The organism is Marimonas lutisalis (genome assembly GCF_005434965.1).
Classification (GTDB): Bacteria; Pseudomonadota; Alphaproteobacteria; order Rhodobacterales; family Rhodobacteraceae; genus Marimonas_A; species Marimonas_A lutisalis.
In genome coordinates, this window is the sequence record NZ_SKCI01000004.1 from 87,408 (window position 1) to 100,545 (window position 13,138).

Here is a 13,138-nt window from a genome sequence, read left to right on the forward strand (position 1 = left end):
TCATCCTCCGTATGTGTCCAGCCACTTCCACGCGCTGCGCATGGCCGTGGCAATCGCCCGCTGCGATCTTTCTGCCGCGCCGGGCTCATCCAGGCGGTCCGCGATCCAGCCAGGATAGGTCAGCGCCCTGAGCAGCAAGAAAAGGTCCAGCTCATCGGCCCTGACGGACCGCCTCGCGGCATAGCCCTCACATAGCGCGGCACGCAGATCGGCATAGTCATCCGCATCCTCGAAGCGCAGCAAGAACGTGGCCAGCTCGAAATCGCGAAATCCTAACCCGCCATCATCGAAATCGATCAGGAAAATTCGCGTCCCGTCCCACAGCATGTTTTCGCTGATCAGGTCCGCATGGATCAGCCCGTAATCGGCCTCTCTCTCAACCCGCGCTAGAACGTTATCCGCGGCCTTGCGCACCTGTTCCAGAAGCGCCTTTTCACCGGGTTCCAGGTGCGGATGTTCCCAGAACCGCCCCCAAAGTGGCGCCTCGCCCAGAAGACCGGGCCGGTCCCAGAAGGGCCGTGTGAACCCATCGGGCCGTTCCCAGGCATCCGACACGTCATGCATCCGCGCCATCGCCGCACCCAGCGCATGGCAAAAGGCAGGCCGATCGGCGACGCCCAGCAACTCGCCCGCCTTGCCCAAAGCATCGCCCGGCACCCAGCCCAGCACGTCCACCTGATAACCCGCCACCGAGACCATGAAATGCCCATCGCCCGCGGCCAGCGGCGCGGGAACGCTCAACCCGCCGGCTTCCAGCACGGCCATCCATTCCAGCTCGGCTTCGAGCTCGGCATCGCTGCGATAGCCGGGGCGGTGCAGTCGCAAAGCATAGTCGCCCGACGGCGCCGAGACCCGGAACACCACGTTCTCGCGCCGCGCGGCCAGGGCGATATCCGCCCCGTCAAGCCCCCAGTGCCGGGCCGCTTCTCGCGCGATCTCAAGCAAGCGGCACCTCGCTCAGCGCCTCGTCCACGGCCTGCAACATCCGGTCCGCATCTTCGCGCGAAAAAACCATCGGCGGACGCATTTTCAGCACGTTGTAGTGGATCCCCAGAAAGTTCATCAGAACGCCCTTGTGCCGCACAGCGTTGGCTACCTTTTTCGTGAACTCGGTCGCGGGCGTCTTGTCATCCCGGTCCAGCACCAGCTCGGCGCCGAAGAAAAGCCCCGATCCGCGCACGTCGCCGATGCAGGCATGTTTGCCGGCAAGATCGCGCAACCCTTCGCGGGCGTAGTCCCCGACCTCCTGCGCGTTTTCTTGCAACCCCTCGTCGCGGATCACGTCAAGGGTGGCCTGCGCCGCGGCCATACTGACCGGGTTCCCGCCAAAGGTGTTGAAATAGCGGAACGTGTCGCGAAACGCCTCCATCACCTGTCGGCTCGTCACCACGCCCGCCACCGGATGGCCATTGCCCATCGGCTTGCCCATGGTCACGATCTCGGGCAGGAAACCTGCCTTTTCATGCCCCCAGAAATGCGTGCCCAGCCGCCCAAACCCGGGCTGCACCTCATCGGCAATAATCACGCCCCCGGCGCGCCGCACCGCCTCGATCGCGGGGCTCAGCCAACCCTCGGGCAGGTCCGGAAAACCCTCATTGGCGAAATAGGGACAGATGACCAGAGCCGATACCCCGTGGCCCTTCTCTTCCAGCCGCCCGATAGCCGCCTCGACATGCCCGGCCCAGTCCTGCGCCGAGATCGGCCTGTAACTGTCGGGCGCGGGCACGAACTCCACACTGTCCCAGCGGTCGGGCGGCGGGTTGGTGCAGCTCAGCTGCGCCACCGCCATCGTGTTGCCGTGATAGGTGTGATCGGTGGCGATGACGCCTGTCTTGCCGGTCACCGCCCGGGCCATGCGCAGCGCGATGTCGTTCGCCTCGGACCCGGTGCAAGTGAACATCATCGATTTCAGCGGCTCCGCGAAGGTCGCGGTCAGGTCCTCGGCATAATTCACGATACCTTCGTGCAGATACCGGGTGTGCGTGTTGAGCGTTCCTGCCTGCCTGCAGATCGCCTCGACCACCTTCGGGTGGCAATGGCCGACATGCGGCACGTTGTTGTAGCAATCGAGGTATTCGCGCCCCTCTACATCCCAAAGTTTCGTGCCCAGCCCCCGCACGAGGTGCACGGGCTCTTCGTAGAAGGTGGTCAGGCGTGGGCCCAGAAGGCGGTCACGGCGCTCGAGAAGGGATTCACTCACAGCTGTATCCAGGCGGTTTTCAGATCAAGATACTTGTCTATCGCATGAAGCGACTTGTCATGGCCATTGCCCGATTGCTTTACCCCGCCCAGCGGTACGGTGTTGTCGGACCCGCCATAGGTGTTCACGTGCACGATGCCGGATCGCACGCCCTTCACCATCCGGTGGGCGCGGCTCAGGTCGCCCGTCCACACCCCGGCCGAGAGGCCATAATCGGTGGCGTTGGCCAGCGCGATCGCTTCGTCGTCACTGTCAAATGCGGTCACGGCCAGCACCGGGCCGAACACCTCTTCCCGAAACACCCGGTTGTCCGGCTGCACACCAGTCAGAACCGTCGGTTCCATGTAATAACCGCCGGTGCTCTCAAGGATGCGGCCTCCGCCCAGAGCCACCTGCGCCCCCTGCGCCGTGGCATCCGCGACAAAGCCCAGGTTGCCTTCCAACTGGCTCATCGAGTTGATTGCGCCGACCTGGCTTGCCAAGTCCAGCGGATCACCCACCTTCAGATTCGCTGCCTGCGCCGACAGGGCGTTTACAAACTCGTCATGGATCGAACGCTCCACCAGCAGGCGCGAACCCGCCACGCAGACCTGGCCGGAATTTCGGAATATCCCCATCGCCGACACCGCCGCGGCCTTGTCCAGGTCCGGCGCGTCGGCGAAAACGATGTTCGGGCTCTTGCCGCCCAGTTCCAGGTAGACCCGTTTCAGGTTCGACCGCGCGGAATACTCCAACAGCCGCCGCCCCGTCATGCCCGACCCGGTGAACACCAGCACATCCACGTCCATCGACATCGCCAGCGCCTCACCTGCCACGCTGCCCTGCCCCGTCACCACGTTCAGCACGCCATCGGGCAGGCCCGCCTCGGCGCAGTATTCCGCCAGTTTCAACAGCGAGAGCGACGCGGTTTCCGCCGGTTTCAGCACAACGGAATTGCCCGTGGCCAGCGCCGGCGCCAGTTTCCACGCGCCGATCATCAGCGGGAAGTTCCAAGGGACAATGGCGCCAACCACGCCCACCGGCTCCTTGTGCACAAGGCCCAGCACGTCATCGGCCGTGGGCGCGACCTCGCCATAGATCTTGTCCACCGCCTCGGCATAGTAACGGAAGGTACCAGCCGCCGAACCGGCCTCGGCCTTGATCGCCATGTTGAACTCGGTGCCGTTGTCGCGCACGCCCAGCACCGTCAGCTCCAGCGCGCGCTCCTCGATGATGTCGGCGATCTTGTGCAATACCTTCTTGCGCTGCGCCAGCGCGATCCGCGACCAGCGGCCATCGTCAAACGCCCGGCGCGCCGCGGCCACCGCGCGGTTCACGTCCTCCGCCGTCGCCCGCTCTAGCGTGGTGAGCGGCCGCCCGTCGATCGGGGAGTGTATTTCGAGCGTTTCTCCCGAACCCTTTTGCCACGTTCCGTCGACAAATAATCTCTGCGGCGGAACATCTGCATTCCGAAGCGCGTCGATGCTCTCTTGGCTGACCATTTGGCCTCCTTCAATTTGCGGCGTTCGGCCAGCACGTATCGGATGTGCAGCGCCAGAACGCCCAGGATCATCAGAAACAGGATCATCGCGATGGGCCGGTCGATGAAATCGAGCGGCGTTTTCACCCGGGCCATGCCGGCGCGCAGCTTCACCTCCATGATCCCGCCCAGCACCATGCCCAGAACGATCGGCACCGCCGGCAGGCTCAGCCGCTTCAGCACGAAACCGAACACTCCGAAACAGGCCGCGATCAGGCAATCCGTGAACGAGTTGCGCAGGGAATAGACGCCGACAAAGCTCAGCGTCAGGATGCACACGCCCAGGAACCGGTTGGGGATCTTCACCACCTTGATCAGGCTGTTCGTGGCAAACAGCAGGAAGATCAGAACCAGCACGTTGAGGATCAGAAGCGCGAGGTAAAGCGCCACCACGAAAGGCATGTCGTTCTGGAAAAGCTGCGGCCCGGGCACGACATTGTGCACATAGAAAACGCTCAGCATCATCGCCGTCAGCGCCTCGCCCGGGATTCCCAGCGCCAGAAGCGGCACCATCGCCGCGGCGGGCACCGCGTTGTTTGCCGTCTCCGCCGCGATCAGCCCCTCGGATGATCCATGGCCGAAATCCTCCGGCCGTTTCGAGCTTCGCTGCGCATAGGTATAGCTCAGGAACTGCGCCGTGAACTCGCCCACACCGGGGATCATGCCCATCAGCACGCCGAACCCGCCCGAAATGCCCGCCACCCGCGGATGCCGGCTCAGCTCGCGCAGGCCCTGGAACAACCCGCCGCGCAGTTTCGTCAGGCGGATTTTCTCATCCTCGCCCTGCAACAGGAAAAACGCCTGGCTCAACGCGAACAGACCCAGCACCACGACGATCAGGTCAACGCCCGACGACAACCAGCTCTGATCGAAGGTGTAGCGTTTGGAATACTTGACCGGTTCCAGCCCCACCGTGTTCAGGAAGATCCCGAAACAGGCCAGCGCGGCGGCAATCAGCGCCTGCCCGCGATGCGCGATCACCACCAGGATCAAGCCCAGAAGCGCGGCCAGGAAAATCTCGCGGCTGCCGAACATCGGCGCCACCTTGGCCAGCACCGGCGCAAAGAGGATCAGGCAGATCACGCTGAAGACGCCGCCGAAGAACGACGCCGAATAGGCCAGGCTCAGCGCGCGCCGCGCCTCGCCCCGCGCCGTCATCGGGAAACCGTCATAGGTGGTCAGTGCATTGACCGCGGTGCCCGGCGTGTTGATCAGGATCGCCGGGATCGCGCCGCCATACATCGAACTGCCGTAGATTCCCAGAAGAACAGTCAGCCCCACGATCGGGTCCATGCTGAACGTGGCCGGCAAGAGGATGGCAATGGCCACCGCCGGGCCCACGCCCGGGATCGCCCCGATCAGGACACCCCCGACCGATCCCACCAGCAAGGCCAGAAGCACGTCCCAGCGCGCCAGGATTTCGGTGGCTGAAAGAAGAAGCTCCATGCCCGCCTCAGAAATTCAGGATCAGGAACGAGCGCAGCGCGCCCGGCAGGTATTCATAGATCGCCCCACCGGGGATCCGCACCTGCAGGAAGGTCTTGAACAATACCACCACGGCCATGGCGAAACCGGCCGAAATCCACAGCATCCTGCGGCTGCGATAGCCGATACGCCACACCATCAGCGGCACGAAGATCAGCGTGGTCGGCAGGTATCCCAGCACCGGAACGACCGTGACGTAAACAAGAAACCACAGCACCCATTCGATGGCGAAGAACCAGATTCGCCATTCCACGAAATCGGGCTTCACAAACCGCTTTCGCGGCAGTTTCCACAGGTGCAGGCCGCCGAACAGGACCATCCCGATCACCGCCACCGCAGGCCAGAACCGGGGCTGGGCGAAAAACTTGGTGCCCTTGGCCCACTTGGTTTCATTGCCCAACTGGCTCAGCAGCAGAACAGCGGCAACGACAAACACGACGGCAAACAGAAGTTGCCCCCTGATCGGCCACTTGAATCTGCGTTCCTCTTCGGTCATCCGCCTGCCTCCGGACAGAAAAAGGCCGGGCAGTCCGCCTGCCCGGCCCCCGTGTTCAGTGGATCACTCCAGAAGCTTGCCGATACGGTCGACCGTCTCGATATCCTTGGCAATCCGGGATGCGCTGTCCTCGGCATTCTGCCAGTAGACCAGCGCACCGGTTTCCTTGGCCACCGCCTGCGCGCGATCGCTCATCACGGTTTTCTGCGCCACCGCGATGATCTTGTCGCGCACGTCCTGCGGCGTGTCCTTGGTCACGAAAAGGCCGTTCCACAGCGCGATGTCGAGGGTCGGATCAACCTCGCCCGCCGTCGGCGCATCGGGCACCAGTGCGATACGCTCATCGGTGATCGACACCAGAACCTTCACATCATCAAGGCAGGGCAGGATCAGTTGCAGCGTGGTGTTGATCACGTCGGCATCGCCACTGGCCAGCGTGTTGCAGTCCAGCGCGTCGAACGCCGCATCGCTGCCCCATTCGAACCCCTTATTCACGGCCAGCGCCTTGGTCACCTGCGTCGGCGTCAGAACGTCACCGAAATGGCCCAGCGCTACGTCGTTCTCTTTCGCATAGGCCGCCAGCTCGTCCATGCTGGAATATGGCGCGTCACCGGAGGTTGCGATGACGAAGGGATAGGTCAGGAAAATGCCCAGCGGGTCGAATTTCGCGGGCGTCAGTTCGTCGATGCCGATCTGGTGACCCACCACCGGCACGCCGATCACGAAACTGCCGATCGTGTAGCCATCGGCGGGCGCGCTCGCCACTTCGATCGCACCGGGGAACGGGCCGCCGCCGCCGCCCGGCTTGTTCACAACCGCCGCTGCCACGCCGTACTCGGCCTGGAAGTCCTCGGCGATCATCCGGGTCAGCACATCCTCCAGATCACCCGGCGGCCACGGCACGATGAAGTTCACCGGCTTTTCGGGATATTCGGCCATCGCGGCCCCGCCCATTGCGGTCATGGCAAGGGCCAGCGCCCCGCCCAGAAGCTTGCTTGCTTTCATATCAGCTCTCCCTGTGTGTCGGCCTCGTTCGGACCGGTTCATTATTCAAACCAACGGTTCTAAAACAGATTGACAGACCGCGCTCGAGTCTGTCAACACATTTAACAGGTGAAACGAATTCACCACTTCAACGCAAAGAAAAACAACCGGGAGCCTTGTGCAAACACCCATGGGAACCGTCACCAAAGCCCTGTCTTTGTTGAGCTTTTTCAACCGATCTCGCAGCACCATCGGGCTGAGCGAGATGGCCCGCCTGTCGGGGCTGAACAAGGCAACGGTGCACCGGCTTTTGACGGAAATGCAGGCGCAGGGATTCGTCGAACAGACCGGCGCAGGCCGCGAATACCGGCTCGGGCCCGCCTTTCTGCGCCTCGCCGCCCTGCGCGAAGCCGCCGTTCCCACCCGTGATCTGGCGCAAGCGGTGCTGGCCGATCTGTCGCAGGCCACCGGCGAAACCGCGCATGTCTCTATGCTGCACGGCGATACGCTCGTCACCGTGGCTTATGCCTATTCGCCCCAGCACGGCACCCGCGTCACGATGGAGGACGCCGAGGTGCTGACCTTCCACAACACCTCCTCTGGTCTTGCGACTCTCGCCTTCTCCGAGGCGGGATTCGTTGACGAAATCCTGTCTCGCCCGCTCGAAAAACGCACGCCGCACACCGAAACCGACCCCGGCAAGATCCGCGCCACGCTTTCCGATGTGCGGACCAGCGGCATGGCCCAGAACATCGGCGGCTTCGAAGACGACGTGCATTCCCATGCCATGCCCCTCTTCGACGCCCAGTCTCACGTCATCGGCGCCATCGCCGTGGCCGCCCCCACCGCCCGCATGTCCCGTAATCACCAGGCCCTCATCCAGCGCGAACTCCGCCACCATGCCCTGCGCCTCACCCGACTGATGGGCGGCTTCCTGCCCGATGGCTTCCAGCGCGAGGAGGCCGCATGACAACCCGCGCCCTGATCCTCGATTTCGGCGGTGTCGTCACCCGCACGCTGTTTGAAACCCACGACCTGACCGAGCGCGCCCTGGGCCTCGGCCCCGGCACGCTCACCTGGCAGGGCCCATTTCATCCCGAAACCGACGGCCTCTGGCAGGCGATGCAGGCGGGCAAAATATCCGAGCGCGACTACTGGCGCGAACGCACGCGCGAGGTGGGCGCGCTCCTGGGCCAGGACTGGACCGAGATGAGCCAATTCGTCCGCGCCGCCCGCGGCGCCGACCCCGATGCGGTGATCCGCCCGGAGTTCCGCAATGCCATCGCCCAGTGCAAGTCTGCCGGTATCCGCCTTGCCATCCTGTCGAACGAGCTTGATCTTTTCTACGGCGCCGACTTCCGCGACAAGCTGCCGTTCCTTTCCGATTTCGACGTCATCGTCGATGCCACTTATACCAAGGTCCTCAAACCCGATCCGCGCGCCTATGCCGAGGTGCTGGATCAGCTAGGGCTGCCCGCCGCCGATTGCGTCTTCGTCGATGACCAGAAGCGCAATGTCGACGGCGCCATCGCGGTCGGCCTGCCAACAGTTCATTTCGACGTTGCCCGCCCGGGCACCAGTTACGCCGAGGCGCTCCGCCTCCTCGGCCTTCAATAAGGGAGAATTCACATGAAAGACGGCAATTTCCTCAAAGAGAAGAACGCGCGCTCCCTCTGGCATCCAATGGCGCATCCCGCCGACAGCCTGGCCAACCCGCCCACCATCGTCACCGGCGCCGAGGGCGTGACCATCACCGATGTCGATGGCCACACCGTGGTCGATGGCGTGGGCGGGCTCTGGAACGTGAATCTCGGGTTCTCCTGCCAGCCGGTCAAGGATGCCATCTCGGCCCAGCTCGACCGACTGCCCTATTACTCAATCTTCCGTGGCACCACGAATGACTGTGTGATCGAACTGGCCGAGGAGCTGCGCGATTTCTTCGCTCCTGATGGCCTCGCCCGCGCCTTTTATACTTCGGGCGGCTCCGACAGCGTCGAAACCGCGCTGCGACTGGCCCGGCAGTATCACAAGATCCGCGGCGACAGCGCGCGCACCAAGTATCTCAGCCTGAAAAAAGGCTACCACGGCACCCATTTCGGCGGCGCATCGGTCAATGGCAACGCCAATTTCCGCACCGCGTATGAGCCGCTCTTGCCCGGCTGCTTCCACATCCCGGCGCCTTACACCTATCGCAACCCGTTCAACGAAACCGATCCCGCGCGCCTCGCCCAGCTCTGCCTGCAGGCGCTCGAGGACGAGATCGCCTTCCAGGGCGCCGGCACGATCGCCGCGCTCATCATGGAACCGATCCTCGGTGCCGGCGGCGTCATCCCCCCGCATGAAAGCTTCATGCCCGGCGTGCGCGAGATCTGCTCGAAAAACGGCATCCTTCTTATCGCCGACGAGGTGATCACCGCCTTCGGCCGCACCGGCAGTTGGACCGGCAGCCGCCACTGGGGCGTGCAGCCCGACATGATGTGCACCGCCAAGGCCATCACCAACGGTTATTTCCCCTTCGGCGCGGTGATGATCGCGGAACATGTCGCCGAAACCTTCGAACAGGACGAAACCGGCAAGGCCGCGATTGGCCACGGCTACACCTATTCCGGCCATCCGGTCGGCGCCGCCGCGGCGCTGGCCTGCCTTACTGAGACCAAGCGCCTGAACGTGCCCGAAAACGCCGCCGCCCGCGGAGCCGAGTTGCATAAGGGAATGCTGGCTTTGCAGGAAAAACACGAGGTTATCGGCGACGTGCGCGGCGGCCACGGGCTGATGTGCGCGATGGAACTGGTCTCGGACCGCGCCACCAAGACACCGATCGACAAGAAAACCATCGGCACCGTGCAGGAGGTCGCCTACCAGACCGGCGCCATGGTGCGCGTCTCGGGGCCCAACATCATCTTGTCGCCACCCCTGGTGCTGACAGCCGATGACGTGCAGACGATCCTGTCGGCACTCGATGCGGGCTTCTCGTCGGCTTCTGGCTGACGCAATCGAATGCTTCGGGCGGCCTCACAGCCGTCCGAGCAACGCCGCCGTCGGCCAGCCGTCTACCGGCAGGCCCAGCTTGGCCTGTATGTCCCGTACCGCTGCCCGCGTGCCCGCGCCCAGGATCCCGTCGATCCCGCCCACGTCATAGCCACGCTCGGCCAGTTTGGTCTGCAGCGCTTTCATCTGATCGCCGGACAGGCCCGGTTCGGGATTGCCCGGCTCGAAAACCGGCGCCCCTTCCAGCCGCGTGGCGAAATAGGCCGCGGTCAGAACATAGGTAAAGCTCTGGTTCCATTCGAAATAGACGCGAAAATTCGGATAGGCCAGAAAGGCAGGCCCGAACCGCCCCTGCGGAATGATGACCGAGGCAGGCAAGCCATCGGTCAGCGCCCCCTGACGCGGCTTCACCCCCAGCGCGGCCCAGTCCGCGGCGGTCTTCTGCGTCTCCAGCCCGGTTTTCGACCAATCCAGGTCCGTGGGCAGCACAACCTCCTGCAACCACGGCTCGCCTGCCCGCCATCCCAGGTGGCTCAACATCTTCGCCCCCGACATCAGCGCATCGGGCGCCGAGGTCTTCAGCCGCACGTGCCCGTCGCCATCGCCATCCACGCCGTTTTCGATGATATCCTTGGGCAGCATCTGCACCATGCCGATCTCGCCCGCCCAGGCGCCCGTTGTCTTGGTCGGGCTGAAATCGCCCTGTTCGTAAAGCTCGAGCGCCGCGAATATCTGCGGGCGAAACAGATGCGGACGGCGGCAATCATGCGCCAGCGTCACCAGCGCATTCAGCGTGTTGAAATTGCCCTGGAAGCCGCCGTAATCCGTCTCGAACGCCCAGAACGCCAGAAGCACGCCGCGAGACACGCCATAGCGCTGCTCGATCTCGTCGAACACATGGGCATATTCCCGCGCCTTGGCCCGTCCGGTGTTCAACCGACCAGAAGAAATCAGCCGCCGCGCGAACGCGGTGAAATCCATCTGGAACACACCTTGTTTGCGGTCCGCCGCCAGAACCTTGCCGTCCTGCCGAACACTGGCAAAGAACTTCTCGACCGTGGCCGACGCATGGCCTTTCGCCATCGCCTCGGCTTTCAGATCCTGAACGAACCCCGCGAAACTGCCGCCACAGGGCGTCTGCGCTGCACCAGGCGACGCACTCAGAAAAATCGCGGCAAGAATCGGCAGAACACGCATGCGCACCTCTAGGATCAATAAAACAACGGCTGGAACCCTAGCAGCTTGCCGCGCCTGCGCCAGTCAGAAAATCCAGACCAGAACCGCCAGCGCCAGCATCACCGCCCACACCCGCCACAGCACGGCGCAGGCCGCCTCGATATCGCGCGGTCCCGTGTCGCGGCGCCCCGCTCCGTTCACCCAGGCGAACTCACGCATCTCGCCTTCATAGGCCCGCGGCCCCGACAGGGCCACGCCCAACGCACGCGCCATCGCCGCCTCAGGCCAGCCTGCATTGGGCGAGCGGTGCAGCCGCGCATCCGCGACGATCTCGCGCCACGCCTCCCAAATCCCGTAGAGCCCCGCGATCAGCACCGCCGTCAGCCGCGCGGGGATCACGTTCAGCACGTCGTCAAACCTTGCCGCCGCCCAGCCGAAGGCCTCGTGCCGCTCGGTGCGGTATCCGATCATGCTGTCAGCGGTGTTGGTGATCTTGTACAGCAACAGCCCCGGCAGGCCCGCCACCGCAAACCAGACAACCGGTGCCAGCACCCCATCGCTGAAATTCTCAGCCGCGCTTTCGATCGCGGCGCGCGCCACTGCGGGCTCATCCATTTCACCGGTATCGCGCCCCACGATCATCGCCACCGCCCGCCGGCCCTCGGCCAACGACAGGCGCAGCGCATCGGCCACCGCCTGCACGTGGTCGACCAGCGACCGTTGCGCCACCAGCACCGCAAGCACCAGCGCCTCGGCTACCCATCCCAGCGCACCGATCATCCGGCCCAGCAGAATGGCGGCAATGGCAAGCCCGGCCATCACGGCCACGCCCTTTGCCCGCCGGGCTGGACCACGGTTGAACCGCGCATCGCACCATCCCACCGCGCGCCCCATCAGCACCGCAGGATGCGGCACCCGGTCCCAGATCGCTTTCGGCTCACCAAAAAGCGCATCCAGGATCAGGCCTAGCACAAGGCTCACAGCACAGCCTCCAGCCGCGCCCAGTGCTCCGGCGCCGGCAGGCCAAGGCGCAGCCAGGTTGCGGAATAGGGAAAAATCCGGCTCCAGATATGGGCTTCGGCCAATCGCGCCTGGAACGCAGCCGCATCAGCCACTTTGTACAGGCGAAACAGGTCGGTACCGCCCACCAAGGCCCCATGCGGCGTCATCAGGCCGTCCAGCCGCGCCGCGTCGCGCGCCAGACGCGCGCGCGTCGCCTCGGCCCAGCCACGGTCCTCCAGCGCCCGCGCGCCCAGCTCCAGCGCCGGGCCCGACACCGCCCATGGCCCCAGCCGCTCGCGCAGCCGCGCCATGTCCTGCGGTACGCCGATAGCAAAGCCCAGCCGCATCCCGGCCAGCCCCCAGAACTTGCCAAAGCTTTTCAGAACCACCCGGCCCGGACCGGCCTGCGCCACCAGCGACCGCTCCGGCGCAACATCGCAGAAGCTTTCGTCGATTACGCAGAACTCCGCGGTCAGGTCCCCGGACCCGTACCACCGCCCGTCCGGGTTGTTGGGATGCACGACCACCTTCGCCGACCCGCCCCGGCCAATTTCCCAACCGGCATTGCGGAAGGCCGCTTCGTGCTCGTTATAGGTCGGCCCGGGAATCTCGACCCGTCCGGCCTGGCGCAACCCCGGCAGCGCCGCGATCAGCGCCGACGCCCCGGGCGCCGCCACGATCTCCAGCCCCTCCGGCACGCTCCAGAACGCCCGCGCCGCCGCGATCAGCCTTGCCTGCGCGCCCGCATCGGGCAGGGCCGTCCAGGCCATGTCCGGAAAAGCACCTACGGGATACGGCACCGGGTTGATCCCAGTTGACAGGTCGATCCACCCGTCGCGCGTGCCGCCCCAGCGCGCCACCGCCGCATCGACACCCCCGCCATGATCGCGGGCGCCGCTCATTCAGTCTCGGCCTGCGGCACGGGCACCTGGCGCGACACGAAATGACCCTTCACCCCCTGCGGCCACTGGCGGAAGGGCACCTGGCCCGTCTCGGTTTCCGCGTGCATCTCGGCATAGTCGACGATCGCCTGCGCATCCGCATCCACAGGCTCAAACTTGCCCAGCGAATAGCCGATCTTTCCGGGCGCCTGCACGATCACGTTGCAGGCCCGCTCGCATCCCATGGTACAGGACACCCGCCGCGTTTTCACTGCGCGGCCCTCTGCCGCCGCCTCGATCAGCGCGGCCAGCTTCTCGCCATCCGGCGCGCCGTCGCGTTCGGCCTCCCAGCCTTCGCGCTTGCAGGTATCGCAAATCGTGATCCAGGTGGTCATGTCGCCTCCGCG

General features: G+C 64.7%; 13 protein-coding genes. 3 read left to right on the plus strand and 10 right to left on the minus strand.

What is annotated here, in order from left to right:
- From E0501_RS16215 to E0501_RS16240, 6 genes are all read right to left on the minus strand, one after another.
- Complete coding sequence (locus E0501_RS16215; RefSeq protein WP_137702450.1) at window positions 1–945, minus strand: phosphotransferase enzyme family protein; 945 nt, start codon at window positions 943–945, stop codon at window positions 1–3.
- A complete protein-coding gene (locus E0501_RS16220; protein WP_205123514.1) occupies window positions 938–2,200 on the minus strand; it encodes an aspartate aminotransferase family protein in 1,263 nt (420 codons plus the stop codon). The genes E0501_RS16215 and E0501_RS16220 overlap by 8 nt, the downstream gene beginning before the upstream one ends.
- The gene (locus E0501_RS16225; protein WP_137702859.1) at window positions 2,197–3,576 is read right to left on the minus strand and encodes an aldehyde dehydrogenase; all 1,380 of its coding nucleotides are present in this window, start codon (window positions 3,574–3,576) and stop codon (window positions 2,197–2,199) included. The genes E0501_RS16220 and E0501_RS16225 overlap by 4 nt, the downstream gene beginning before the upstream one ends.
- Window positions 3,537–5,165 (minus strand): tripartite tricarboxylate transporter permease, encoded by a 1,629-nt coding sequence (locus E0501_RS16230; RefSeq protein WP_137702452.1) that lies wholly within the window; start codon window positions 5,163–5,165, stop codon window positions 3,537–3,539. The genes E0501_RS16225 and E0501_RS16230 overlap by 40 nt, the downstream gene beginning before the upstream one ends.
- Window positions 5,166–5,172: 7 nt before the next feature.
- The gene (locus E0501_RS16235; protein ID WP_137702453.1) at window positions 5,173–5,700 is read right to left on the minus strand and encodes a tripartite tricarboxylate transporter TctB family protein; all 528 of its coding nucleotides are present in this window, start codon (window positions 5,698–5,700) and stop codon (window positions 5,173–5,175) included.
- Between the two features lie 63 nt (window positions 5,701–5,763).
- Window positions 5,764–6,705 (minus strand): tripartite tricarboxylate transporter substrate-binding protein, encoded by a 942-nt coding sequence (locus tag E0501_RS16240; protein WP_137702454.1) that lies wholly within the window; start codon window positions 6,703–6,705, stop codon window positions 5,764–5,766.
- Between the two features lie 169 nt (window positions 6,706–6,874).
- Here E0501_RS16240 and E0501_RS16245 point away from each other — a divergent pair, with 169 nt between their 5' ends.
- Genes E0501_RS16245 through E0501_RS16255 form a run of 3 tightly spaced genes read left to right on the plus strand, consistent with a single transcriptional unit; the run spans window position 6,875 to window position 9,672 of the window.
- The gene (locus tag E0501_RS16245; RefSeq protein ID WP_137702455.1) at window positions 6,875–7,654 is read left to right on the plus strand and encodes an IclR family transcriptional regulator; all 780 of its coding nucleotides are present in this window, start codon (window positions 6,875–6,877) and stop codon (window positions 7,652–7,654) included.
- Entirely contained in the window at window positions 7,651–8,301 is a 651-nt protein-coding gene (locus tag E0501_RS16250) for an HAD-IA family hydrolase (RefSeq protein WP_137702456.1), read from the plus strand. Before E0501_RS16245 ends, E0501_RS16250 begins: the two co-directional genes overlap by 4 nt.
- A gap of 12 nt (window positions 8,302–8,313) precedes the next feature.
- Window positions 8,314–9,672: an aspartate aminotransferase family protein gene (locus E0501_RS16255; RefSeq protein ID WP_137702457.1), complete on the plus strand. Its 1,359-nt coding sequence runs from the start codon at window positions 8,314–8,316 to the stop codon at window positions 9,670–9,672.
- 24 nt (window positions 9,673–9,696) lie between these two features.
- Here E0501_RS16255 and E0501_RS16260 read toward each other — a convergent pair whose 3' ends face one another.
- The 4 genes from E0501_RS16260 to E0501_RS16275 all read right to left on the minus strand — a co-directional run bounded on the left by E0501_RS16260 (window position 9,697) and on the right by E0501_RS16275 (window position 13,126).
- Window positions 9,697–10,869 (minus strand): lytic murein transglycosylase, encoded by a 1,173-nt coding sequence (locus tag E0501_RS16260; protein WP_137702458.1) that lies wholly within the window; start codon window positions 10,867–10,869, stop codon window positions 9,697–9,699.
- 63 nt (window positions 10,870–10,932) lie between these two features.
- Window positions 10,933–11,829, minus strand: a complete 897-nt coding sequence (gene cbiB / locus E0501_RS16265; protein WP_137702459.1) for an adenosylcobinamide-phosphate synthase CbiB — start codon at window positions 11,827–11,829, stop codon at window positions 10,933–10,935.
- Window positions 11,826–12,752 (minus strand): threonine-phosphate decarboxylase, encoded by a 927-nt coding sequence (locus tag E0501_RS16270; protein WP_137702460.1) that lies wholly within the window; start codon window positions 12,750–12,752, stop codon window positions 11,826–11,828. The genes cbiB and E0501_RS16270 overlap by 4 nt, the downstream gene beginning before the upstream one ends.
- Complete coding sequence (locus tag E0501_RS16275) at window positions 12,749–13,126, minus strand: DUF1636 family protein (RefSeq protein WP_137702461.1); 378 nt, start codon at window positions 13,124–13,126, stop codon at window positions 12,749–12,751. Before E0501_RS16275 ends, E0501_RS16270 begins: the two co-directional genes overlap by 4 nt.
- Window positions 13,127–13,138 lie beyond the last annotated feature (12 nt).

Excerpts from the sequence above, each read along its gene's own strand:
- E0501_RS16230 (WP_137702452.1), bottom strand. The coding sequence starts at position 5,165 with ATGGAGCTTCTTCTTTCAGCCACCGAAATCCTGGCGCGCTGGGACGTG.
- E0501_RS16255 (WP_137702457.1), top strand. The coding sequence starts at position 8,314 with ATGAAAGACGGCAATTTCCTCAAAGAGAAGAACGCGCGCTCCCTCTGG.
- E0501_RS16245 (WP_137702455.1), top strand. The coding sequence starts at position 6,875 with ATGGGAACCGTCACCAAAGCCCTGTCTTTGTTGAGCTTTTTCAACCGA.
- E0501_RS16240 (WP_137702454.1), bottom strand. The coding sequence starts at position 6,705 with ATGAAAGCAAGCAAGCTTCTGGGCGGGGCGCTGGCCCTTGCCATGACC.
- E0501_RS16235 (WP_137702453.1), bottom strand. The coding sequence starts at position 5,700 with ATGACCGAAGAGGAACGCAGATTCAAGTGGCCGATCAGGGGGCAACTT.
- E0501_RS16275 (WP_137702461.1), bottom strand. The coding sequence starts at position 13,126 with ATGACCACCTGGATCACGATTTGCGATACCTGCAAGCGCGAAGGCTGG.
- E0501_RS16260 (WP_137702458.1), bottom strand. The coding sequence starts at position 10,869 with ATGCGTGTTCTGCCGATTCTTGCCGCGATTTTTCTGAGTGCGTCGCCT.
- E0501_RS16250 (WP_137702456.1), top strand. The coding sequence starts at position 7,651 with ATGACAACCCGCGCCCTGATCCTCGATTTCGGCGGTGTCGTCACCCGC.
- E0501_RS16270 (WP_137702460.1), bottom strand. The coding sequence starts at position 12,752 with ATGAGCGGCGCCCGCGATCATGGCGGGGGTGTCGATGCGGCGGTGGCG.